We start from the raw sequence: 23300 nt of genomic DNA, 5'->3' as shown, positions 1-23300 counted from the left end.
ATGAAATTTAGGAACCGGAAGACCATCCGCCGCCGAGCGCCTTGTAGAGCTGGACATGGGCGGCTGCTCGGTCGGCGCGGACGTTGATGAGGCCTTCTTCTTGCGCCAGGTTGTTGCGCTGCGCATCGAGCACCGTGAGGAAGTCGATCACGCCGGTGCGGTAGCGCTGGGTGGCGAGCCTCGAGGCATCGCGGCCCGCGGCGGCAGCCTTTTCCAAGGTCGCCATCCGCGCCTCGGTCGCGCGGCAGGCGATCAACGCGTCCTCGACTTCCGACAGCGCGGTCAGGATCGTCCGCTCATAGGCGAGCAAGGCCTGCTCTTCCGCCGCACCTTGCGCGACGATGTTCGCGCGGATCCGGCCGGCATCGAAGATCGGGCCGGAGACACCGGCGATGATGCCGCTGGCAGCGGACTCGGGATCGAAGAGCTTCGAACTGCGCAAGGTATCCACGCCGAGGCTACCGCTGAGTCTCAGGCTCGGCAGCCGCTCGAGTTCCGCGGCATGGCTATTGGCGACCGCGGCGACCCAGGCATAACCGGCGGCACGCACGTCCGGCCTCTGGCGGATGGTGTCCGCGGGGATGCCGATCGCGAGCCGTCGGCCGGGCGAGGGGACATCGCCGCCACCTGTCGAGATATCACCGGGCACCCGCCCGCAGAGAAGTGCGAGCCGGTTCCGCGTTTGCCCGATGCTCTGCTCGAGCGAGGACAACTGCGAGCGGGCGGACTCCAAGCTCGACTCCGCCTGACGGAGTTCCAAGGAATCGATCTCACCCGCTTGGTTGCGCCACGAAGCGAGCTGGGTCGTCTCCTCGCGCGTCTTCACGCTCTCCTTCACCACTTCCAAGCGGCCTTCCGCAGCCCGCAGGTCGAGATAGGCAAGCGCCACCTCGGAAGCCAAGGCGGCCTGCGCGGTGTGGAGATCTTCCTTGGTGGCCTCCGCATTCGCGGAAGCGGCCAGGACACCCTGGCGGTTCCTGCCGAAGAAATCGAGTTCCCACGAAGCGCTCAAGCCGGCCGAGTAAGCCGTGCCGGAGCCGGTGCGCGTCGCATCCTCGTAGCGGGCGGTCGTACTACGCGCACCGGAGTAGTCGAGCGTGGGGAAGAGCGAGGCCTTCTGCGCATCGCGCCGCGCCTGTGCCTCGCGCACCCGCGACACCGCCGATGCCAGATCCTTGTTCCCCGCCAGCGCCTCGCCGATCAGGCGCGTCAGCCGCGCATCGCCGAATTGCGCCCACCAGCGCGAAAGATCGCGGTCCGGCGCCGCCGTCGGAAAGCCCGCCGCATTCCGCCATGACACCGGCAGCGTCACATTCGGCGACTTCGCCGCAGGCGGCGTGCACGATGGCGCAAGGACGCAGCACCCCACGGCGAGGATTGCGGCAAAACGGCGGGCGGGCGGGTTCATGGGCATCAGAGTGGCAGGGCTTACCTTTAGACTCGGTGAAGGTCCGCGATTTTTCACAGTCGCCCCAAAAGGGGTCTTAAAGGTGGCCCGCACAGTCCTCTGTGCGGCCGAGTGGTCTCCGCCTGCCCATCTCACCCTTTCAGATGGCAGCTTAAAAACAGCTTCTTTCCAACGAATCCCCATCCACTTTTCCCATTGGCCCGCCCCGCACGCTTGCTATCATCCTGCAAAATCATGACCCCGCGTTCTACTGCCACCCTCCTCTGTGCACTCGCCCTGCTTCCCCTCGCAAGCTGCTCCCTCACCGGCAACCTGGCAAAATCCGAAGGCGACACCTGCGAGATCCACCACCGGAAGATGGAAGTCCGGCAAGTCGCCTTCTCTCCGGGATATTCCGGATATATGCCTGTGTTCAATCGAGCGCTCCGCAAGCAATTCCCGCATCACGGCCACACCCACTTTTACGAGGATCACTCCTACATGTATGTCCCTCGCAAGGGGCAACTTCACGTCTGCGACGAGTGCGATCGGCAGTACGAGAAGTGGACAAGCCAACACAAGGGCCCATGGCCGTGACCGACCCCATCCGCATCCACTGCCCGTCTCCTCGGCGGGTCCCATCCACGGTAGATCTTGTTGCCAAAATCACCCGTGACCGGCACCTCGTCCTCGAGTTTCCGTCAAAATATTCGCCGGCTCTCCCCAAGCTCGTCGCGCGCATCCAAGCCGCACTGCCGGAGCATTTTTCCACATTTGTATCCGGATCTTTTGTATCCGGAACTTCTTGGGTCACCATCATGCAGGGAATAACCCGCGAGGAACTTTCAGAAATGGAACGCGACCTCCTCGCCGCTGCCAGTCATTTCCGGAGAACCGCGACCGAACTCGCCAACCGGGTGGCGCTCTTCAACGGGGTGGATCCGGCGCAGCTCTGGGACGAGTGTTCCTCTCTGGAATGGCGGATTCCCGATTCGGAATGGAGCCTCGATCTACACGGCCAGCACTGCATGTTCACTCATCAGGTGACGGGCCAAGTGGTGGAAGTGAGCCTGTGGTTCGGCGCGGAGTTCGGCGTTCTCGATCCCTACTTCTTCTATGACTACATGAGAACCACCCCCGATTTGGAACTGCCCGCAGGCCTTCGCCAACCGTTCCACGATACGGCACGAGCCATGAGCTTTCTTGAAGAACGCGGCCTGCTCACACGTGTCGAGCGTGGCTTGGGGAGCGGCCTGACGGCCCGCTAGCCGGAGCATCCCAAGAAAAAAGCCGCTCCCATCACAGGAGCGGCTTTCAAAAATCAACTTCAGATCAAACTCAGCGGCCCGAACTCACGGCACTGTAGCGGCTCCGGCCGCCACCACCACCACCACCACCGCCGCTGCGTCGGCGCGATGAATTGCCACCGCCGCCACCGCCTTGGTCACTGCGACCTTGACCCTGGCCTTGGCCGCCACGGTTGCCACCGCGGCCTTGTCCGCCGCGGGACCCGCCGCCGCCACGCACCGGTGCCGGTCCGCGCACGCCGCGGGCATACTTGTCGGCCAGCACCGCGTCATGCCAGTGGTGGTCAATCCAGCTCGGCACGGGCATCTTGATGATCTTCTCGATATCGCGCAGGAATTCGACTTCCTCGTCCGAGCAGAAGGACACCGAGAGACCGTCGGCACCGGCACGGCCGGTCCGGCCGATGCGGTGCACGTAGGCTTCCGGCTCGTTCGGCAGATCGTAGTTCACCACCAGGCCCACGTCCTTCACGTCCACGCCGCGCGCCGCCACATCGGTGGCCACCAGCACGGGCGTCAGGCCCTTGCGGAAGCGGTCGAGCGCCTTCTCGCGTTGGGCCTGGGACTTGTTGCCGTGGATCGCATCGGCTTGGAAACCGGCGGCGCACAGGCCCTTGGCCAGCTTGTTCGCGCCATGCTTGGTGCGGCTGAAAACGATCGTCAGCTTCGCGCTGCCGGCCTGCGACTGCTCGCCCAGAAGTTGCTCTAACAAGTGGCGCTTGTGTTCCTTGTTGATGAAGGCCACGCGCTGCTCGATCCGCTCGGCGGTCGTGGTCTCAGGCTGGATGCTCACCCGCGCCGGATTGCGCAGGATCGTCTCCGCCAGTTGCACGATGTTCGGTGCCAGCGTCGCCGAGAAGAACAGCGACTGACGCTGCTTCGGCAGCATCGCCACGATCTTGTTCACATCGCGGGCGAAGCCCATGTCGAGCATCCGGTCCACTTCATCCAGCACGAAAAACTCCACGCCCGAAAGGTCGACATGACGTTGTTCGATCAGGTCCAGCAAGCGGCCCGGCGTCGCCACCAGCACGTCCACGCCGGTGCGCATCGCTGCCACCTGCGGGTTCTGGCCCACGCCGCCGTAGATCATCGTCTGGCGGAAGCGGACATTCTTGCCATAAGTGGCGAAGCTCTTGGCCACCTGCACCGCGAGTTCGCGGGTCGGTGCCAGCACCAGGGTGCGGGCCGACTTCGGCTTGAGCGCCTTGGGATTCTCGTGCAGCGCATGCAGGATCGGCAGGGCGAAGCCCGCGGTCTTGCCGGTGCCGGTCTGCGCGCAGCCCAGCAGGTCGCGTCCCTCTAACAAGAGCGGGATCGCCTGCGCCTGGATCGGCGAGGGCACGGTATAGCCGAGTTCACGCAAAGTACGGGTGAAGGGGCGCGGCCAACGGCAGCGCCTCGAAGGTATCAGGGGTCATGTTTGGTAGTGCCTGCCCGTCCGGAATCCCGGCGGCTGGCGGTGTCGATGAGCATCAGGTCAAATTCCCCGAACAATCTCTCATCGATGAAGACCGGAAAGGGCTGGAACCGTTAATAGGCTCCGCCACCGACCACAGTCGGCGCGGCTTCCTTATAGACCACAACCGCCACGATGCAAGCGGAATCCACGCAATCCCGATAACCCCAAGCTTCCACCCACGGACGGTCCCACTGGGACCGCCGGGCACCGCCCGGCAGAGTGGTCCCCAACTGCTGGACTTCTTCTTCCGGCCGATCGGATCGAAACGACCCGATCCATCAATTGCTCATCCCATGTCCTCTGCTGGACTCCTTTGACATCGACATAAGCCATCGCTATCAGCGAGCCATGCGAAACCCTGGCCCCCTGATCCTCCGCCTCGCTTGCTTGATCCTCGGTTTCATCTCGGTCGCCTGTTCCACGCGTGAGCAGCACTACGGAAAAGCCACCTTCACGCTGCCGCCGGGACTATCGCGGATTCATTCCCCGGGCATATTCGCTGCAATGGACCGGTCGCGGCTTGGTGAAGTCGATGCGCTTCTGATGGTACAGCGCGGCACGCACGATCTCGGTCCGGAACCCATCCCTCCTGCCCGATGGCAGCGGACCAGGAACACCATGGCGGCTGACACCCTCTCGGTCACGCAGCAACACTCGGGCGTCATTAACGTCCGTGAAGTCCGCAGGACTGACGGCAGGCATGCCGGGGTTCGCACCATGGACTATGTCGTCAGCGCCGACGTGATCCCCACCGGAGGGTTGTCGCGGCCAATGGTGATTTCCAGCCGTCTCTTTGTAAGGGATAACGACTTCCACCTCTTCATCCTCGCGGAGGCCCGATACAAGGGAAGCAACCAGTCCCCGCGTTTCGACAGCCTCATGAGCACCGTCCACTTCCCCTGAGAGGGGTGGCTTGGCCCTGGCTAGGGCATCGCTCCCTCTGGCGACCCGCCCCGAAGCCGGGCGAAGTCGTAGGACAACTTTGACATGGCAGGCCCGTATCGCTATCAGCGATCTATGAACTCAGGACCAATCTCCTCCCGGAATCTCCTCCTGCTCATCGCCTCCTTGGCCTTGACCGGCACCTCCCATGCCGCCAGCCCCGCCGTCGAGAGCATCCGCACCGACGCGAAATCCCTCGTCGCCTCCGCCGAAGCGGATGCCGCCACCAAGAAAGCCGACCTCGCCAAGAAGTATGCCGCGGCCCTCGATACGCTCGAGAAAAAGCTCACCGCGGATGGCGACCTCGACATCATCATGAATGTCCACGAGGAGAAGAAATCCGTGGAAGCCACCGGTGCCGTCACCGCCCATGCTGACAAGCCCCTGCTCGAGATCCGCGCCAAGTATCTCAAGCCGCTCGAGGCCATCGATGATTCCCTCAAGGCTGCCCGCGCCAGAGCCGGTACCATGGTCAAAAGGAAGCTGGCCGAGCAGGAAGCCGCGCTCGCCAAGGCCGGCAAGACCGCCGAAGCAGAGGAACTGCAACAAGAAGGCGAGGCCCTGCAAGCGGAATATCCGGATCCCGGCACCGGCGGCGATGGCAGTGCCCCCGGGGCCGGAGCGTCATCCGCGATCGCTTCCCTCGAAGCCATCAAACTCCCCACCGAAACACCGCCACCCTTCGACAAGCCCATGTCGATCGTCGACCGCTGGCTCGATCCGATGACCATCCCCACCGGCAAGCAGAAGGTCCGCAAGCACATCGTCATCGGCGACCGCGGCAAGAAGAACTGGCCCTTGGTCGTGATCTCCCCGGGCAGCGCCTGGTCGGGCGGGGACGGAGCACGCATCGAGCTTTCCGGCGGCAATGTCCTCGCCACCCAGAGTCGCTTCGAGGACATCGCGCTGATCTGTGATCACGCCTGCCACTACTACTTCCGCTACTGCTCCTTCAAGGACTGCAAGCTCGAACGCGGCGGCATCTGGTGGGGAGGGGACCTCCCCGCGAAATACTACCTCGAAGGCTGCATCATCACCGGCAAGTTCTCGAAGCCGATCCAGATCTCGGACAACGGCTACCGCATCCAGACCTCCGTCTTCCAGAATGTCGACCTGCCGCAGATGTCTTTTGGCAAGCACCAGCCGGCGGACTACCTCAATGAGAAGTGGCTGCGCATCGTGAACTGCCGCTTCGTCAAATGCACCGTCCCCGTGAGCTTCCTCCTGCTCACCCGCGATTGCATCTTCGAGGGCTGCACCTTCACCGACAACCCGGAGAAGAAGGCCGATGAATCGGAGATGAACAAGCTCGTCGAAATCGTCGCCTACGTCGCCGACCACAAGAACAAGATCAAGGACCTCCCGCGCATGATGAAGCTCACCGAGAAGCCCGTCTCCGCCCTCCAGGGCAGCACCATCCCCACCGCCGCCGCCCTCGAAGCCCTCATCGGCAAGTAGCCGGGCCGGACTTCCAGCACGGTCCCTAACAGCCCGCTCCCAAGGGTAAGTAGTCCCGCCTTCAGGCGGACGAAGCACTGGGTGGCCGATGTCACCAATCAATCCCCGGAACGAAAGCCGTGCAGCGGCCGTGGACTGCGGCAGCCTGCTGCCCTGGAAGCACCTCATACGCCGCGCCTAACGGAAGGCCCCACTGGGAGCGCCGTGGCACCGCCCGGCAGAAGCTAGCCCGATCGCGGGGAACCTCACGAGGGTGGAATGGAAAGCGTCGCCCTGATGCTGCCAAGCCGGAAGGATTAGAAGGCGGGGAGGGACCGTTCCGCCGGGAGCTGCCACTGCGCTCCCAGTGGGGATGCCACCATGTGGAGCACGACAGGATGCAAATAACAGGCAGAGCCCGCCGCCGCTTTTATCAACCCCCGTGTCAAATTCGACACATGAATCTTAAGACATGTAGCACCACCTCCATGCTACACCCCGGTTGCGGTTTGTTTGAAACTCTTGAATATCGACAATCCATGAGAATTGACATCGTCACCGACACCTTCGCTCCCGACGTCAATGGCGTGGCCATGACACTCGGCCGCCTCTGCGACGGCCTCCGCCGCAAGGGCCATCTGGTCCACGTGATCCGCACCGGAGAGGGCGGGGGCAGGGGAGAGACGATCGCCGCCTCGCTGCCGCTGCCCGGCTACAAGGAAGTCCGCGTCGGCCTGCCCGGTCCCTTCAAGCTCCGCAAGCGCTGGACCAAGAAACGCCCGGATGCGATCTACGTCGCCACCGAAAGCCCCTTGGGCAGCTCCGCCATCAAGGCCGCCAATGCCCTCGAAATCCCGGTCGCCGCCGGCTTCCACACGAATTTCCACCAGTACATGGAGCAGTACCGCCTCGGCGGTCTGCAACCCGCGGCGATGGCCTATCTCAAGCGCGTCCACAACCGCGCCAACCTGACCATGGCCCCGACCACCGACGTGGTCGACATGCTCCGCCGCGAGGGCTTCAACAACGTCCGCCTCCTCGGCCGCGGCGTCGATACCGTCTTCTTCGACCCGGCCAAGCGCGATCACTCCCTGCGTGCGGAATGGGGTGCCCGCCCCGAGTCGCCGGTCGTGATCATCGTCGGCCGCGTCGCCGCGGAGAAGAACCTGCCCTTCGCCATGGAGTGCTTCCGCAAGATGCGCGAGCGCATGCCGGACCTCCGCTGCGTGGTCGTGGGCGATGGCCCGATCCGCGAAAAGCTCCAGCTTGAAAACCCCTCCGCTCACTTCGCCGGCATGCAGACCGGCGAGGACCTGGCCCGCCACTATGCCTCCGCCGATATCCTGCTCTTCCCCAGCGAAACCGAGACCTTCGGCAATGTCTTGTTGGAAGGCATGGCCAGCGGCCTGGTCACCGTCAGCCACGACTACGCCGCCTCCGCCCGCTACATCGCCCAAGACGACAACGGTCTCAAGGCTCCCAAGGGTGAACGCGAGGCCTACCTCGAACAATGCTTCACCGCCCTCCAACGCTGGCGGGACGACACCTTCCGCGAGCGCGCCCGCGCCACCGCGGAGGTCCTCGGCTGGGATCAGGTCGTGGATGCCTTCGAGGGCCACTTGTTGGAAGCCAGCGAATCACGCGGCCCGGTCACCCTCACCCTGAAGGAGCGCAAGAAGCGGCCGAAGCGCAACTTCCGCACCATCTTCCTCTCCGACATCCACCTAGGCACCCCGGATGCGAAGGTCCTCGAGGTGATCGATTTCCTCAAGCACACCCGATGTGATAAGCTCGTCCTGAACGGCGATATCATCGATGGCTGGGCCCTCAAGCGCGGCGCGAAATGGCGCAAGCGCCACAGCCGCTTCATCCGCACCGTGCTCAAGAAGATGGAGAAGGACGACACCGAGATCGTCTACCTTCGCGGCAATCACGATGACATCCTCGAACGCTTCCTGCCGCTCGGCTTCGGCAAGCTCCAGTTCGTGAAGGAGCACATCCACAAGGGCACCGACGGCAAGCGCTACCTCGTCGTCCATGGCGATGGCTTCGACTCCGTCTCCACCAATCACAAGTGGGTCGCCGTGCTCGGTGCCATCGGCTACGACGCCCTGCTCGCCGCCAACCGCGTCTACAACCGCTACCGGGCCTGGCGGGGGAAGGAATACTACTCCGTAAGCAAGGCCATCAAAGCCCGCGTGAAATCCGCCGTGAACTTCGTCGGCGAATACGAAATCCAGCTCCAGGAATTCGCCCGCAAGAAAGGCTGCGACGGCATCATCTGCGGCCACATCCACACCCCGGAAGACAAGCAGGTCGGCGAGATCCGCTACCTGAATTCCGGCGACTGGGTCGAGAGCCTTACCGCCATCGTCGAGCACCACGACGGCCGCATGGAGCTCGTCCAATACCACGACTTCATGGCCGCCCTCGCCGCCGAGGTCCGCACCGAAACGCTCCGCCCCGCCACCCCCACCGGCATGGTCCTCTCCGCCTAAGCCGCGCCGCGCTGCGACCTTGGACTGCTGCGGCTCGCCGCAGCCTTCGGCAGGCAGCTCGCTGCCGTGAAGCACCTACAAGAGCTCATTCCTGCCCTGCGCCCGGAATCGACCGCCAGGAAGTAGCGCGGCTCTCCAGAGCCGCGAACGCTCGCGTCCACCCCGACCAAAAACCGTTGCTCCACCTCACCCCCTGTGGAGTGCTGACACCCTTATCCGCTTTCGTCACGTACCACAGATTCGCCCCACCGCCGGCACCCTCTCCTCACCTCTTCCCGCGCAGCGCCAGACCGATTGATGATTGGAAGATTAGTGATTGATGATTTCCCCATCACCCATCCACCGGCATCTCCCACCGCTCCTCCGCAAACGGCGGCGGCACCGGCCTCCCGACTTCCGCCACGTAACCGGCTTTCCCCTGATACCAGTCCGCGGGCTCCAACTGCGACAGGAAGACCTCGCCGCGGATCACCTCCCCGGTCGTCGATTGCCAGCACACCGTTCCCAGCGCGCCGGAGATGTCTTCCACCTTCAGGAGCCCGGGAAACCCCGGCAGCCGCACCGTATCGCCGATCTTCACTTGCATGATTTTCGCGGGGATTCTGACCTCCTTCCTGCATCGTCCTTACCCGGCTCCGCGTCAATCACGATTCGCCCGACAACCGGGACAACCGCGGTTGGATTTCGAAACCGCGAATGGACGCGAATTTTGAAGACTCCAATGGCGGAGCTCCGCGAACAACGGTCGCCGTTCTCGCTCCTGCCTTTATTCGCGTCCATTCGCGGTTTGAATTCCTGAATCCGCCAACCTTCGCCATACCACCGCTTGAAGATTCCCTCCGCGATTGGAATGGCTGAGCCGCGGGATTTCTGACAGCGTGCCGGAATGAAGACCCCTCATGCCATGGGCCTGATCCTCCTCGCGGTCATCGCCACCCTCGCCGTCGAAGAATCGCGCATCGCCAAGCTCCGCTCGGAAATCCAACCCCTCGCGGGCGCTCCCGCCAAGACCGCCTCCGCATCTTCCACCCCATCTTCGGGCGGGGATGCGGGCACCGCCTCGGCCCCCACCAAAACCCAGCGCGAACCCAAGTCCGACAAGCCGCTCGCCAAGGCGAAGGACGAAGACGGCGATTTCGCGAAGACCGCCCGCAAGATGTGGGACAATCCCGCCGGCAAGGCGATGATGAACCAGGGCATGAAGATCGCCGTCGCCATGATGTACGAGGACTTCATCGAGGGCCTCAGCCTCACCAAGGAGGAGAGCGACAACCTCAAGACCCTCCTCGGCAAGGAGATGAGCGACCAGCAGGAGATCGGCATGAAATTCCTGAATGCCACCCCCGAGGAGCGCATCGCCCTCCAGGCGGAGATGGAGAAGCGCAAGAAGGAAAACGAAGAGGCGGTGAAGACCTTCCTCAACGACGAGGAAGACTACAAGAACTACACCGCCTACAAGGACCGCCTGCCGGAACGCCAGCAACTCGATGGCATCCGCGCGGCCATGGCCGGCAAGAACGCGCCGCTCGATCCCGCGGCCGAGGCCCGCCTGGTCGATGCCATGTATGCAGCACGCACCACCGCCGACGCCCCGGACTACTCCGGACCGAAGGCCTTCGAGGAAATGGCGAAAGGCGACATCACCAAGAACTTCGAGGACGGCTGGAAGCAGCAGGACGAGAAGCTGGCTGCCGCAACCAAGGACATCCTCAGCGAAACCCAGCAGGAGGCTTGGAAGGAATTCCGCCAACAATCCAAGGAGATGCAATTGATGGGCATCAAGATGGCCGAGAAGATGATGAACGACCAGCAGGGCGCGAAGTAGCGTTCGTCTCATTCTCCGGGGAGGGGGCGCACGATCACTTCCCGTTCGACGCGCGGAAAATTCATGCCGAGTGTCCATCCTGCCACGCCTCGTTCGTCGGTAGCATGAACCCGCAACCCCATCCCGTCATGACATCCCAAAAGATCGTCCCTTGCCTCTGGTTCGACACCCAGGCCGAGGAAGCCGCCAAGTTCTACACCTCCATCTTCAAGAACGCGAAGATCACCGAGACCACCTACTACGGCGAGGCCGGCAAGGAACAGCACCGCATGCCGCCCGGCTCCGTGCTGACCGTCGCCTTCGAACTGAACGGCCAATCCTTCGTCGCCCTCAACGGCGGCCCGATCTTCCAATTCAGCGAGGCCGTCTCCTTCCAGATCTACTGCGAGGATCAGGAGGAAGTGGACTACTACTGGGACAAACTCAACGAAGGCGGCGACCCCGATTCCCAGCAATGCGGCTGGCTCAAGGACAAGTACGGCCTCTCCTGGCAGGTGGTGCCGACCATCATGCTGAAGTTCCTCACCGACCCGAACACCGTGAAGTCCCAGCGCGCGATGGCCGCCATGATGGAGATGGGGAAGCTCGACATCGCCGCCCTGCAAAAGGCCTTCGACGGCTGAGCCCTACCCGGCCCCCGAATCGGGATACCCCCCGTCCCCCGAAACGGGACGGGGGGTGGTGCCCCGGACGGCACACCACCCGTAGCCCCGAACGGCACGCAAAGGTTATCCCCTTAAGGGAACCCCTTTAAGGATGGCAGCGTCTTCCCCGATTCAGTCCGGGACAAAGCCATTCTTGACGGCAAGCTTCTTGCCTTCCTCACCGATGGCGTAGGCCACGAAGTCCTTGGCCGCGGGCAGGCCGTCCTCGCGGTGGTAGTAGTAGCAGGCGCGGCTGTAGGCATACTCCTTCGCCTTCTCCGCCACGGGGGCGACACCCCCGATGCTCACGGAACGGATGCCCGGCCCCTCCGAGTAGGCGAGGCCGACGTAGCCGATGCCGTTTTTGTTCTTCGAGACTTCCTCGCCGACCTGCTCGCTGCCGGCGAGCTTCTGGGAACCGGGCGCGTAGTCCTTGCCAGCCATGGCGAGGGCCTGCCAGTCCTTGTAGGTGCCGGAGGCGGTGTTGCGGGTGTAGATCGAGATCGTGCCGGGTGCGCCGCCGACTTCGCTCCAGTCCTTCACCGCGCCGGTGAAGATCTTGGAGATCTGGTCCTTGGTCAGGGACTTCACCTTGTTGGCTTTGTTCACGATCACCACGATCATGTCGTGGCAGGCCACGGTTTCGACCAGCTTCAGGCCCTTGGCATTGGCTGCGGCAAGTTCCTGGGCCGTGGCCTTGCGGGAGGACATGCCGAGGTCGGCGGTGCCATTGACCAGGGCCGGGAAGGCGACGGCCGAGCCCTCTGCGGAGATCTCGAAGCTGCTGCCCTCGTGCTGGCTCTTGTAGCTCTCCGCGAGAGCCGGGACCAGCTTGGCACCGAGGGTGTCCGAGCCCTTGATCCGGATCACCTGGCCGAGCGACGTGCTGCCCGCCATAACTGCAAACATCAGACCCGTGCGGGCGAGAAGCGGTAGTTTCATGCTATCACGATCCGCGATCGCCGCCATTCATCAATGGGCATGGCGTGACGAATCCGTTTCACTCCAAGCGGACCGCGACGGAACTGGCGTAGTGCTGGAAGCCCAGGGCAGTGGCGATGCGCATCGAGGGGAGGTTCGCTTCCAGTGTCCGATACTGCGGGACCAGCCCGGCCTCAAGGGCCCGGCAGGCGAGGTGGGCCACGGCTTCACGGCCGTAGTCGCGGCCACGGAAGCGGGGGTGCGTGACGATCGAGATGTGGGCGATGCCGCCGGTCCAGACTTCGTAGCCGGCGAGGGCGGCCAGTTCGCCATCCGCGAAGACGCCGGAGCAGGGGACCTCGCCGACCTCGCTGCCGCCGTGTTCCCAGGCGGTTTCGTCGCAGGCGGCTTGCAGGCGTTGGGCGTGGAAGGGATTGTCCACTTCCTCGGCTGAGCCGGGGCGCATGGTGTCGGCATAGCCGATGAAGGCGGGACCGATCACGCGGAAGTTGGAGAAGGTTTCTGCGAAGAGGGCGGGTTCGGTTGGGAGGCGTTCTGCCATGCGGTCGGGCGGCATGGAGATCATTGCGCGGCCATTGCGGAAGAGGGCGAAGATGCCGTTGTAGTCGGCGAGGGCGGGGCCGTGGGGCATGATGCGGAGTTCGTCCGCGAACATTTCCACGGGCGGGCAGCTCAGTTCGGAGGCCCAGTAGGCGGTGGCTTTGGCGAGGGTGGGGGAGCTCAGCATGGCGCGAGCCTAGCGCGTCCGGGCGGGGCTTCAAGGTGTGCTGGACTTGGCCCGGCGTTTGCGGCAGATTGGCGGGTATGGATCGGAAAACCCTCTACCTGGTTGGGGGCCAGTTGCTCTCCTTGGGAGTCATCGGGTGGCTGTGGGGCGAGAACCGCGAACTGCGGGCGAGCGGCCCGGCGTATCAGGACGCAGCGGGGCGGCAGGTGGTGGCAAGTGCTCCGCGTGATCGGGCGGATGAGGTGACATCGGCTCCGGCGAAATATCGTTCCGCGGTGACGGCGGTGGAGAAGGATGCGGCGGCGGGCCCGAAGCCGAGGCCGCGACCGCACATCGAACCGACCATGGATGGCGGGGCGGTGCTGCGCTGGCCGGGGGTGGGCAGAAGTCTCGATCTGACGCCGGAGGAATTGGTGGCTTTCGAACAGGAACTGCGGGCGGCGCGGCTGGATGCGACGGCGAAGCTGCCGGGCGGTCCCTCGTGGAGTCCGGGGCAGGCGGCCGGTGCGCCGGATACCTCGGGCCACGGCGACTTCCGGACGGCGTGGGCTTCGGCAGATCCGGACAGCGGGAAGGAGTGGCTGCAAATGAGCTACGCCGAGCCGACCGAGATCGGGGAGGTGGTGATCCATGAGAGCTTCAATCCGGGCGCGGTGAGCCGGGTGCTGGCGCTGATGCCGGACGGCAGCGAGAAGGTGCTGTGGGAGGGCACGCAGGACCCGGCCGAAGCGGGCCAGGTTTCTAACAGCGTCTTCAAGGTTCCGCCGGGCGTGCGCAGCGATCGGATCCGGGTGGAACTGGACACCGCCCGCGTGCCGGGCTGGAACGAGATCGACGCGGTGGAGCTGGTGGGCAGCGACGGCCGCCGGCAGTGGGCCACGGAGTCGACGGCCAGCAGCTTCTACGGGCAAGACCGGCGGGTGGCGACCAACTTCGGGACGGAATGGTATGGAAGGTGAGGTCGAGGTCAGGCGGGGACCGGGAGGTCGGTGCCGCAGTTCCAGCAGATCTCGAAGGCGCCGGGATTGGTCTCGCCGCATTGCGGGCAGGTCTGGTCTTCGGTCGGGCTCTCCGCGGCTTCCTTCAGGTTTTCGCGGATGAGGGTGACGGCTGCGTCGTAATCCTCGTCGTTCACCACACAGAGGGCCGGGCAGAAGACGGGTATTAAAACCTCCGTGGCGGAGACGTTTTCATTGCGGATGAAGGTGGAGATGCCTGCGGCTTCCAAGATGGCTTGGTGGTGGCTCAGGGCGGCCCGGTCGCGCTCGCGGTATAGCTCTTTCATCCGCTGCCAACCAACTCGCATTGACGGGGCTTGTCTAACGAATCATTCGGGAGGCGTGAGTGCGCGACTTGGACGATTCGTCGAGACCTTCCGGGGCAGTTCGTTTCCGACGCTGGCGGAGACGACGGATGGCGAGCGGCTGGTGATCAAGATGCGCGGGGCGGGGAACGGGGCAGGGGTGCTGCTGGCGGAGTTCCTGGTCAACCGCCTGGCCTCGCGCTGCGGGCTGCCGGTGCCGGATGCGCGGGTGGTGGAGATCGCCGCGGGGCATCCGTGGGAGTTCGGGACGGATGAGTTCGACGACCTGCTGCAGAAAAGCGCGGGGCCGAACCAGGGGCTGGCGTGGATCCCGGCGGCGCGGCAGATGCGGGAGGACGAGGTGCTGGCGCTGCCGGAGGAGATGGTCTCGCAGATCGTGACGCTGGATCTGGCATTCGCGAATCTGGACCGGACGCGGGACAGCGGGAACCTCTTGTTAGATCCGGCGGGGAAGTGCTGGATCGTGGATCACGGGAGCTGCCGCTTTCTTTATCGGGAGGGGAAGGCGTTTCCGAAGGAGCTGCCGGTGGGGCATGTTTTTCGGGGGAGGGAGGAGTTGTTTGATGCGGGGTGGCTGGCGGGCATGACCCCGGAGCTGGTGGAGGAAGTTGTGGGGGAGTTGCCGGATCTTTGGTTGAGGGAGGAGGGGATTTCGAGGGAGGTGGTGGTGGGGAGGGTTGGGGATTGTTTGGGGATGGGGAGGTGAAGAGGAAAAGGCGACCATCGAACATCGAACGTCCAACATTGAACATCGAAGTTGAAGGCAGGAGGGTGTGGAGAGCGGGCGCTATCTGTTAGGAGCGCGCGATGTGGTTGGCGGTTAGGGACCGTTCTGCCGGGCGGTGCCCCGCGGTCCCAGGGGGGCTGCCCGTGGTTTGGGGCGTGGGGGTTTCGGGGCGGACGTATTGCCGAAACCATCTCCCACGGTTTTGAGCAGGATCTTCACTCCGATGAAGAGCACGATGGCGATGCCCAGCCAGGGGATGGTCTCTCGATTGGAGATGATATCGAGAAGGGTCTTCATCTTCGCGCTGGGGATAGCGGAAAGCCGGGATGAAGGCGAGAGGGGCCGTTATCGGGTGGATGTGTCAGACCGCTGCCGGGGTGGATGGCGTGGGGGCGATGCGGTCGATGAGATCGGAACTGGTGTAGGCGCGGGCGGCGGGGATGCGGATGAGGGGAATCTTGGCGGCGCGGAGGGCGGCATCCTTCCACTTGTCCCTTTCGCGTTGGCGGGAGTTGTTGTGGCTGGCGTCGTCCAGTTCGACGACGGTGTGGATTTCCAACGTGGCGGGGTCGCAGAGGATGAAGTCGAGGTGCTTCTGGGCGATCTGGTTGAAGGCGGCGTAACGCCGGCGGCCGCCGAGCTTGGGGAGAGTCTTGATGACATCGGCCATGCGGACCTTGGCGAAGATGCGGTAGCGGCTGCCGAGGGCGAGATCGAGGGCTCTGAGGAAAGAGCGCTCGGCGGAGCTGAGGAATTCGCAGCGTTCGTAAGGGAAGCCGCGGGGAAGAGGAGGATCAGCGGGGCCACCAGTGAAGACCCGCCAGAAAATCCACACGAGGTTAGAGAGGACGAACGCCGCTGCAATCAACGCAATGCAACCCAGGATCAGGTCCGAGTTCCGGGTGACGATATCCACGAGAGTTTTCATGCCGGCTCGGAAGATAAGGGAAGTGCGGGGAGGGGACGAGGAGGAAAGAGGCGCTCCCTGCGAAGTTTGCCGGGGTGAAGTTGGAGAAATTCAACCACAGATAACAGCCGGATGGACACAGATGAAGGCAGGATGTTTTCGGAGTTTGGACCGGAATGGATGGGATGTCGGAAAGGTGGTTTCAGGCTGCACCGCGCTTCAGTTCTGCCATGCGGAGCGGGATGGTGATGAGCCAGATCAGGCAGGCGAAGGCGAGGATCAGGAGGAGGAAGGGAAGCCACTGGCCGAGGGCGGTTTCCCAGAGCGGAGGCGGCGAGGGCGGGGGCATGCCGGGGTAGATAACCACCGGCTTGCGGGTGAGGTTTTGGAGGCAGAGCGCGGTGCCGGCGAGAACCGGGGCACAGGCGGCGCTGAAGAGGAGTTCGGTCAGGAGTCCGCGAAAGCGGTCCTGATCCTCGGGGGCGATGGAGGGTCTTTCGGCAGTCGGAGCGAGATCCCATTCGTTTCCGTTTCCCGCCTCAGGCTCGTGGTCGTCCGGCACGGTGGCATGAAGGCAGATCGGGGGGCGGAAGGCAATGGGGTGATGAGGGGGAGGCGGGTCGGATGTTTTTCGTCTACCAGCTTTTGAGGTCGTCCTTGGCATCGGGTTTGCCGTTGGGACCGTAGCTGAAGACGATGACGGCTTTGCCTTGGATGCGCTGGTCCGGTTGGAAGGGGTCCTGGATGCCGGAGCCGTCCTTAGGGGCGAATCGGAGGTGGAAGGGATTGCCCCAGGGATCGTAGATGCCGACGGGAGGGAGGTCGTCGTGGTCGGGGGGATAGAGTAGGCCGCCTCTTTCGCGGCGCTTCGTTTCCTCGATGTTCAGGAAGCGGATTTGCTTCCGGTTGTCCATGGGGCTGCCGACGGGCTCCTTGCCAAGTAGGACGGTGAGGAGGGTGGTAGCGGCTTGGCCATTCATGGCGAGTTCGCCGCCAGGCGGGACGCAGGCGGGGAGTCTGCCGTAAATCGAGTGGAAGCCTTCGACGGTTTGGAGCAGGCCGGAAAGGATGGTTTTGGTTCGGACCCTCTTGTATTTTTCGATCCGGGTGTCTTCCGCGAAATGGTTTAGAACCATGAGGAGCACGATCAATGCGGACAGCCCCAGAAAGTAGCGCAGGAGTTTGCCGTGGCGTAGTTGGTCGAGGAGGGCGCTCATGCGATGGGAAGCGTATGAGCGGAGTGAGGGTTTTCGCGATTGGTGGGGGTAGGGGACCGGTCGCAGTGGTGGAGTGGTGCGGGGAGTTTGTGAGACGGGGCGTGGCGGCACCCCCGTCCTCAAAATTCAAGCCCCCCCTTCGACAGGGAAACGCTCCCACCGACGACCCTTCTCGACTGGCCCCGCGACGCCGACGATCAATCTCCCGCCAACAAGCGCTCGCATTGGTCCAGAATCATCTCGACCGGGGAAGGTTCTCCTTCTGCCGGTGGCAGTCTATCGCGCATGCGGCCAATCGCAGTCTCAATAGCTGCTGGCAGACTGTCGTCCTTGAAAATTGAGAAGAAGGCAAGCCAGTGGGCCGCAGCGATACCGGCAAGGGGCGTCGCCAAAGTTGCCGCTAGATAATCATTCATTATACCCGTGCGGGCTATACGTCCGAAATTATTACCTCCATCGGAAACCGGAACATCTGCAATCTGGTCGCTTTTGACGGGGTATGGCGTAACTCCTTGAGTGATCCGAATGTCAGTGCTCGCATTATTTCTAACAGCCCGAACGTGTTGCCAGTGATGGTTTCGGAAAGAGGCGGTATAGTGGGCTGACTCAATCCAAGGGGCACAGACTTGGGGCGATCCAGAAAGCACATTGGTTAACGACCACGGAACCACGCACACAAAATCGGCAGGGGCGCAAGCGGCACTGGTGACGCTAAATCGCAAGCTAGGCTCGCCTTCCTTTGATAATAAATACCAACCCTTTAATTCAATTCCCAACAAAATATCGGCATTGCCCACGGAGCCAGTCCGCTTAAGAAGAACGTCTGGAAAGGTTTGAGCCTGCCTCACAAACGAATAAAGCATGTAATTTCCATCCGGATCCCATACCGGCCGCATGGCGTTTAGAGACGCAACGACTTGATTTTCGATAGTCGCCCCTAGAGCGGTGTTAAGGGTAAATATATCGGTCGCTGCGATTCCCTCAATGATTGTACTGCTTTTAAAGTAGTTAGGGAGTACCAATAGAGCTTCGCGAACTCGCTCCCGCATCTCGCGATGGGTCCAGTCACGCGGAATGTCTAATCTCTGCGGGGCGGGTGGAGGAGTGGGGCGGGCTGACATCGTAGGTGGCAAGTCGTTGGGTCGCCAAAGCGAAGAAATCTGAAATCAATTCTGCAGCATAGGACTTTCTGCCCAATCGGTGCGCTGCAACTGTACCTGAGCAAAGCCCCCCGAAAGGTTCCCAAACGACATCACCTTCATCGGAACTAGCTGCTATACACTTATCCATGAACTTCAACGGCTTTTGGTTCATGTGCAAAACTTTGAGGCTGTCCTTCAATCGCTCTTCGCCTCGCACAGCACCTTCCCGCCAAACATTCGTGATGCCTGCCTTGCAATGGAACTTAGCGCGAAGCTTTCCCCATTCCTCTTCCTTCATGGGTTTCAACCCGTCCGTTGAGAAATAGGGGCGACCTTCAGCCGGGCCAAATCGATTGGCATAGTCTGCGATTAGCGCGAAGGCTTCGGGCGGCGGGTAGTACCAAAGGTGACACTTAGTGAAGTACTTGCGAGTAGCAGCGTTTTTCACACCGCAGGCATCATTGGTTTTCGTGTAAGGAAGCCCTGTCCGCTCCCACTCGTGCCTGAGCCAGTCTCGCATGGACAAGCTCTGGCCACCCACGGAAAACTCGACCTTTCGAACATATTGCACGCAAACTTCGGTGACCGTCGGGAACTTGCGAAGAGTCTTCGTGTTGCTGTTCCCGGCGGCGTGTGCGATTCCTTTATCCCAAATGTGGCAATTGCGAAATTCCCAACCCGCTGCCTCAAGGCTTTGGTGGACGGTCGCCCAACCGAGTTCGCTATTCCAAAACCAGAGAGTGGTCGAAGGCATGGCTGCCTTCGACCAGGCCGCTAGGTGTGGCTCGTAAGCTTTGGCCAAATCGCGCGGAGTGGGCGGGTCACCCGGGTAGCTTGAAAGACCGTACGGGCCATCGGAGATGATTACCGTGGGGGCGGACCATTCGCTGTAATGGTCTAGAGCGTTGCCTCCAACGATCTGCGAACCATCCCGGCGAAAGGTTGATCTCTGAGGAACGAACTCAACGGCAGCGGTTTTGCTCATAAAGATTCTGTAGCCGGAGTGGGGGGCTCAGGAGGCAAGAAATTGAAGACCCGCATCAAGCTTGGTCGCTGGCAGAGGATTAGCCTTCACGACGGGGCAAGTCAAAGTTGGAAATCGGTCTTTCTTAATTCCGCATTACACACATTGTAACAAGTTGAATTCCGGGGATTCCTGACGGCCGCTGGGCGCTCTGAATCCACCGAAAACCCTCAGGATTAAGGGTTTTGAGCTGCTCGCGACCTTTGGTGGCGCTGCAGCGGTCAAGGATTTCAAATTTGAGATTTGAGAATTTCAGAGGTCTGATCGGCGTCGCGGATGTGGTGAGGCTGAGCCTAGGGACGCCGAGAGGTTTTGTGGGCGGGAGGATCGGGAGTTTGAGATTTGGAATCTAAGATTTGAGATTTGAAATTTAAGAGGCTTGAGGGGGCGGGGTTTTCGGGAGGGGTCCCCTGCTGGTTTGGGTCCAGGGGTTCGGGCGGTTGCAGGGCTTCTCTGTTCCGGGGAGTCTCTGGTGAGCTTAGGCCGTTCCGGTGTTTCGTCCGCCTGAAGGCGGGACTACTTACCCTTGAGGGCGAGGCTGCTGGGGACCGTGATTGGGCAGCGATTCTGCCCGATGTGGGGGGAATTCAGACGCTGTAGCCGGGCAAGGGGCCTGGAAATTGTGAATAACTCCTGAATCCGGGGCTTTAGCGGAGGAGATTTTGGGCTTCAGCGGAGGAGGCTTTCCATGTCCTGAGTGGTCCAGTTTTGGGGGATGGCGGTGTCGGAGTCGCCGGTGGCGGCATTGATGACGGCGCGTTTCTGGTCCTGCATGCGGCGGACGCGTTCCTCGACGGTGCCGCGGGTGAGGAGGCGGTAGACGGTGACGGGGCGGGTCTGGCCGATGCGGTGGGCGCGGTCGGTGGCCTGGGCTTCGACGGCGGGATTCCACCAAGGATCCATGTGGATGACGGCGTCGGCGGCGGTGAGGTTGAGGCCGTAGCCGCCGGCCTTCAGGCTGATGAGGAAGACGGCCGCGCCAGGGGCGGCTTGGAAGGAATCGACAAGTTCCTGGCGCTTGCGGGTGCTGCCGTCGATGCGGAAAACTTGGGAATAAGCCTTCGGCAGACGTTCCTCGACTCGGCGTAAATTTGTGGCAAATTGACTAAATACCAGTGTTTTCAATCCGTTTTCGGCGCGCTCTTCGAGGAGTGCCAACAAGCGTTCGATTTTAACGGATGCTTGTTTCTCTTCCTGCTCGAGGTTGAGGAGGCCGGGATCGACGCAAACTTGGCGGAGGCGGAGGAGGAGGGTGAGGAGATGCATGTGCCCTGCCCCCTCGCCCTGCTTGTCGCGGACGCGTTCGAGTTCCTCCAGGCCGGCGCGGGCGAGGCTGGCGTAGAGGGCGGCTTGGTCGTCGGCGAGGTCGAGCCACTCGTCGATCTCGACCTTGTCCGGCAGGTCCTTGGCGACCTGTTCCTTGGTGCGGCGGAGGACGAAGGGCGAGGTCCGGAGGCGGAGGCGCTGGAGCAGGCCTGCGGGAGCGGATCCGCCGGCGGTGGCCGGGGCTTCGTAGCGTTCCTTGAAATCCTGGCGGGTGCCGAGGTAGCCGGGTGCGATGAAGCGGAAGATCGACCAGAGGTCCTGCATGCGGTTCTCCACCGGGGTGCCGGTGAGGGCGAGCCGGGCGCGGGCCTTCAGCTTGGCGATCGCCTTGCTGAGCTCGGCATCGGGGTTCCGGAGGAGGCTGGCCTCATCGGCGACGATCAGGCGATACTCCCTGCCGAGATGGAAGGCGAGGTCGCGGACGACAGTTCCATAACTTGTGACAATGCAATCCACTCTCTCGGACTGCTCGCGGAGCTTGTCGCGGCCGCTGCCGTGGAAAAGCAGTGTCCGGAGGGCTGGTGCGAAACGTTTGATTTCCGCCATCCAGTTCCCGAGCAAGGAGGTCGGGGCGATGATCAGGGATGGGGGTTGGGCGGTTGTGTCGGTTTGCTTGAAATGATTGATGGAAGCGATTGTTTGCAGGGTCTTGCCGAGGCCCATTTCATCGGCGAGGAGGGCGCCTCCCAAGTGTTCCAAACGGTGGGTGAGCCATGCTGCGCCCTGCTCTTGGTAGGGGCGCATGGTGGCATTCAGGCCTTCGCTTGGGAGAGCTTGGAATTCGATCTTATCGGAGTATCCGGATCGATTGCTTTCAAGTGGGTTATTGAGAATGTCACGGAGATTTCGGAGGAGGATGGATGATGCTCCGGAGAGCTGGAATGGCTCGTCCGGACGACCGATTCCGAGTTCCTCGACGAGGGGCTGGACGAGTTCTTCACAGGATCGGCTCACCACAAGTAAGGCGCCGTTGGCGATCTTCACGCTGCGCTTGCCGCCGCGCAGGATGCGGCGGATTTCGGGGCCGGGGATGCGCTTGCCGCCGGTGGTCTGGAACGACAATTCAAACACCAGCGACTGGGAGGGGTCGCCGTGTTCCTGGATGTCCGGCCGGACGATATGAACCTTCGCGGAGGCGGCGGCGAAGCGGTCCCCTGCCCTGACGGTCCAGAGGCTGCGGAGAAGCGGGAGGCCATCGGCGAGGAGGCCGAGGATTTCATCGTGGCCGCGGAGGCGGAACTTCGCGGGGTCCGGGGCAGCGGTGAAACCGAGGGCGAGGAGACGGGCGCGGGCGGCGGACTCGGCCGCGGGATGGCGGGCCATGAGGTGGCCATCCGGGGCGAGGCGCGGGAGGCCGGGAATGGGGTCGCCGGGCGGTGGGAGGGCGCGGGCGGAGAGGCCGGGGTAGCGGACCTTGAGGGTGGCATCGAGGGCTTCAAGGGAGCCCTCGAGCTCGAGTTCGAAGTCGGGCTCGGCACCGGCGAGGCGGAGGGAGCCGAGCCAGCCGGGCGGCGAGGATTCAAAGAGATCGAGCCAGGAGTCGAAGTTCGGGAGGAATTTCTCGAGCGGGAGGCTGAGGTGGCGGGTGGTGAGGAGGCTGGAAACTTGGAGGAACCAGGCGGGATCGGTGGAGCGTGCGGGCAGGCGCTGGATGCCGGCGGGGCTGGCAAGGGCGGGAGAATCGCCCCAGCGGACGAGGGTGCCGGGAGGGGTGGAGGAGAGGGTGAGGGTGACGTTTTCGGTGGTTAAGTGGCTGTCGGTGAGGGGGATCGCTGGGGCGGGGTCGGTGGGGATGAGACTGGCAAGAGATTGGAGATTGGAGATTTGCGATTGGGGATTTGAGATCGGGGATTTCGAGCCGTCGATTTGGGTGCGGGGGTGGCCGGCGGCTAGGTCTAGGAATTCGGAGATCTCGTTGTCCTGGAGGCGGATGTGGAGGGGCTGGGGGCTGGTGGTGGCTACTTTTTTGGAGGCGAGCCAAGCGGAGATGAGGTGGTCTTGGTCGAGGATGGGTGCGTCTTTTGCGGGGACGAGGCGGAGGGAGAGGCGGTTGGTGGCCCATTCGGACTCGAAGCGCGGGGAGAGGTGGATGGTCCAGGCTTGAGGGATGAGTGTGGGGGACGGTGAAGTCGACGGGCCGCCGACGTTCCTTGGTGAAGCTGGCGGGACTGCGGCGGTCTTTGGGGAGGCTATGGCGGTGAGGAGGACGGCGACGGCGTGGGCGCAAATGCCGCCGGTGGCGCGGTGGTCGGGGCAGGCGCACTGGACACGGACGTCGGTGCGGGCGGCGATTTTGACGGTGGGGCGGAGGGTGAGGCGGCCTTCCTTAAGGGTGCCGGTGAGGATATCGCCGTTGTGTTTGAGGTCGGTGATGCGACCGGATTCGGCCATGGATTTGCCTTCCTTGAAGGGCTTCCAGCCGGTGAGTCCCCTCACCCATTCTTCCGTGATCTCCATGCGTG

The 23300-nt window shown here is 63.0% G+C and carries 22 protein-coding genes; 9 read left to right on the top strand and 13 right to left on the bottom strand.

Translation table 11 applies throughout. The annotated features are described in order from the left end of the window. Window positions 1–7: 7 nt before the first annotated feature. Window positions 8–1408, bottom strand: coding sequence for an efflux transporter outer membrane subunit (locus tag ABWK72_RS02515; RefSeq protein WP_367873206.1), 1401 nt, complete (start codon window positions 1406–1408; stop codon window positions 8–10). Window positions 1409–1642: 234 nt separating this feature from the next. On the opposite strand from ABWK72_RS02515, the gene ABWK72_RS02510 reads away from it, so the two are divergent. Together ABWK72_RS02510 and ABWK72_RS02505 are read left to right on the top strand one after the other, a co-directional pair. Then, window positions 1643–1984 carry a hypothetical protein gene (locus ABWK72_RS02510; RefSeq protein ID WP_367873205.1) on the top strand — a complete coding sequence of 114 codons (342 nt, stop codon included), beginning with the start codon at window positions 1643–1645 and terminating at the stop codon, window positions 1982–1984. After that, window positions 1975–2655: a hypothetical protein gene (locus tag ABWK72_RS02505; RefSeq protein ID WP_367873204.1), complete on the top strand. Its 681-nt coding sequence runs from the start codon at window positions 1975–1977 to the stop codon at window positions 2653–2655. Before ABWK72_RS02510 ends, ABWK72_RS02505 begins: the two co-directional genes overlap by 10 nt. Before the next feature lie 70 nt (window positions 2656–2725). On the opposite strand, the gene ABWK72_RS02500 is transcribed toward ABWK72_RS02505, so the two are convergent. Continuing rightward, window positions 2726–4039: a DEAD/DEAH box helicase gene (locus ABWK72_RS02500; RefSeq protein WP_367873203.1), complete on the bottom strand. Its 1314-nt coding sequence runs from the start codon at window positions 4037–4039 to the stop codon at window positions 2726–2728. 504 nt (window positions 4040–4543) lie between these two features. Here ABWK72_RS02500 and ABWK72_RS02495 point away from each other — a divergent pair. The 3 genes from ABWK72_RS02495 to ABWK72_RS02485 all read left to right on the top strand — a co-directional run bounded on the left by ABWK72_RS02495 (window position 4544) and on the right by ABWK72_RS02485 (window position 9033). Next, window positions 4544–5059: a hypothetical protein gene (locus ABWK72_RS02495; RefSeq protein WP_367873202.1), complete on the top strand. Its 516-nt coding sequence runs from the start codon at window positions 4544–4546 to the stop codon at window positions 5057–5059. A gap of 114 nt (window positions 5060–5173) precedes the next feature. Next, window positions 5174–6556 carry a hypothetical protein gene (locus tag ABWK72_RS02490; RefSeq protein WP_367873201.1) on the top strand — a complete coding sequence of 461 codons (1383 nt, stop codon included), beginning with the start codon at window positions 5174–5176 and terminating at the stop codon, window positions 6554–6556. A gap of 518 nt (window positions 6557–7074) precedes the next feature. Further along, window positions 7075–9033, top strand: a complete 1959-nt coding sequence (locus ABWK72_RS02485) for a glycosyltransferase (RefSeq protein ID WP_367873200.1) — start codon at window positions 7075–7077, stop codon at window positions 9031–9033. A gap of 331 nt (window positions 9034–9364) precedes the next feature. Here the strand turns inward: ABWK72_RS02485 and ABWK72_RS02480 are convergent, their stop codons facing one another. Beyond that, the gene (locus ABWK72_RS02480) at window positions 9365–9619 is read right to left on the bottom strand and encodes a hypothetical protein (protein ID WP_367873199.1); all 255 of its coding nucleotides are present in this window, start codon (window positions 9617–9619) and stop codon (window positions 9365–9367) included. Between the two features lie 300 nt (window positions 9620–9919). Between ABWK72_RS02480 and ABWK72_RS02475 the strand changes: the two genes are divergently transcribed. Both ABWK72_RS02475 and ABWK72_RS02470 read left to right on the top strand, forming a co-directional pair. Continuing rightward, the gene (locus ABWK72_RS02475) at window positions 9920–10858 is read left to right on the top strand and encodes a hypothetical protein (RefSeq protein WP_367873198.1); all 939 of its coding nucleotides are present in this window, start codon (window positions 9920–9922) and stop codon (window positions 10856–10858) included. Between the two features lie 128 nt (window positions 10859–10986). Continuing rightward, the gene (locus tag ABWK72_RS02470; protein ID WP_367873197.1) at window positions 10987–11481 is read left to right on the top strand and encodes a VOC family protein; all 495 of its coding nucleotides are present in this window, start codon (window positions 10987–10989) and stop codon (window positions 11479–11481) included. A gap of 153 nt (window positions 11482–11634) precedes the next feature. On the opposite strand, the gene ABWK72_RS02465 is transcribed toward ABWK72_RS02470, so the two are convergent. After that, complete coding sequence (locus ABWK72_RS02465) at window positions 11635–12444, bottom strand: phosphate ABC transporter substrate-binding protein (protein ID WP_367873196.1); 810 nt, start codon at window positions 12442–12444, stop codon at window positions 11635–11637. Window positions 12445–12502: 58 nt separating this feature from the next. Beyond that, window positions 12503–13171, bottom strand: coding sequence for a GNAT family N-acetyltransferase (locus ABWK72_RS02460; RefSeq protein ID WP_367873195.1), 669 nt, complete (start codon window positions 13169–13171; stop codon window positions 12503–12505). A 77-nt stretch (window positions 13172–13248) separates the two neighbouring features. Between ABWK72_RS02460 and ABWK72_RS02455 the strand changes: the two genes are divergently transcribed. After that, window positions 13249–14130, top strand: coding sequence for a hypothetical protein (locus tag ABWK72_RS02455; protein ID WP_367873194.1), 882 nt, complete (start codon window positions 13249–13251; stop codon window positions 14128–14130). A gap of 8 nt (window positions 14131–14138) precedes the next feature. Here the strand turns inward: ABWK72_RS02455 and ABWK72_RS02450 are convergent, their stop codons facing one another. Next, window positions 14139–14456 (bottom strand): DUF2007 domain-containing protein, encoded by a 318-nt coding sequence (locus ABWK72_RS02450; protein ID WP_367873193.1) that lies wholly within the window; start codon window positions 14454–14456, stop codon window positions 14139–14141. 55 nt (window positions 14457–14511) lie between these two features. On the opposite strand from ABWK72_RS02450, the gene ABWK72_RS02445 reads away from it, so the two are divergent. Continuing rightward, a complete protein-coding gene (locus ABWK72_RS02445) occupies window positions 14512–15201 on the top strand; it encodes a HipA family kinase (protein WP_367873192.1) in 690 nt (229 codons plus the stop codon). A gap of 114 nt (window positions 15202–15315) precedes the next feature. Here the strand turns inward: ABWK72_RS02445 and ABWK72_RS02440 are convergent, their stop codons facing one another. From ABWK72_RS02440 to ABWK72_RS02410, 7 genes are all read right to left on the bottom strand, one after another. Continuing rightward, a complete protein-coding gene (locus ABWK72_RS02440) occupies window positions 15316–15519 on the bottom strand; it encodes a hypothetical protein (protein ID WP_367873191.1) in 204 nt (67 codons plus the stop codon). A gap of 64 nt (window positions 15520–15583) precedes the next feature. Then, window positions 15584–16150: a DUF2726 domain-containing protein gene (locus ABWK72_RS02435; protein ID WP_367873190.1), complete on the bottom strand. Its 567-nt coding sequence runs from the start codon at window positions 16148–16150 to the stop codon at window positions 15584–15586. Between the two features lie 181 nt (window positions 16151–16331). Beyond that, window positions 16332–16691 carry a hypothetical protein gene (locus ABWK72_RS02430; protein ID WP_367873189.1) on the bottom strand — a complete coding sequence of 120 codons (360 nt, stop codon included), beginning with the start codon at window positions 16689–16691 and terminating at the stop codon, window positions 16332–16334. A 73-nt stretch (window positions 16692–16764) separates the two neighbouring features. Beyond that, window positions 16765–17346, bottom strand: a complete 582-nt coding sequence (locus tag ABWK72_RS02425; protein WP_367873188.1) for a hypothetical protein — start codon at window positions 17344–17346, stop codon at window positions 16765–16767. A gap of 197 nt (window positions 17347–17543) precedes the next feature. Next, window positions 17544–18395: a hypothetical protein gene (locus ABWK72_RS02420; RefSeq protein ID WP_367873187.1), complete on the bottom strand. Its 852-nt coding sequence runs from the start codon at window positions 18393–18395 to the stop codon at window positions 17544–17546. 16 nt (window positions 18396–18411) lie between these two features. Further along, the gene (locus ABWK72_RS02415) at window positions 18412–19473 is read right to left on the bottom strand and encodes a DNA methyltransferase (protein ID WP_367873186.1); all 1062 of its coding nucleotides are present in this window, start codon (window positions 19471–19473) and stop codon (window positions 18412–18414) included. Window positions 19474–20181: 708 nt separating this feature from the next. Next, a complete protein-coding gene (locus tag ABWK72_RS02410) occupies window positions 20182–23295 on the bottom strand; it encodes an SNF2-related protein (RefSeq protein ID WP_367873185.1) in 3114 nt (1037 codons plus the stop codon). Between the last annotated feature and the right edge of the window lie 5 nt (window positions 23296–23300).

Origin of the sequence: Luteolibacter sp. Populi (assembly GCF_040801775.1) — a bacterium.
Classification (GTDB): Bacteria; Verrucomicrobiota; Verrucomicrobiia; order Verrucomicrobiales; family Akkermansiaceae; genus Haloferula.
This window is presented reverse-complemented; position numbering and strand designations above follow the sequence as displayed.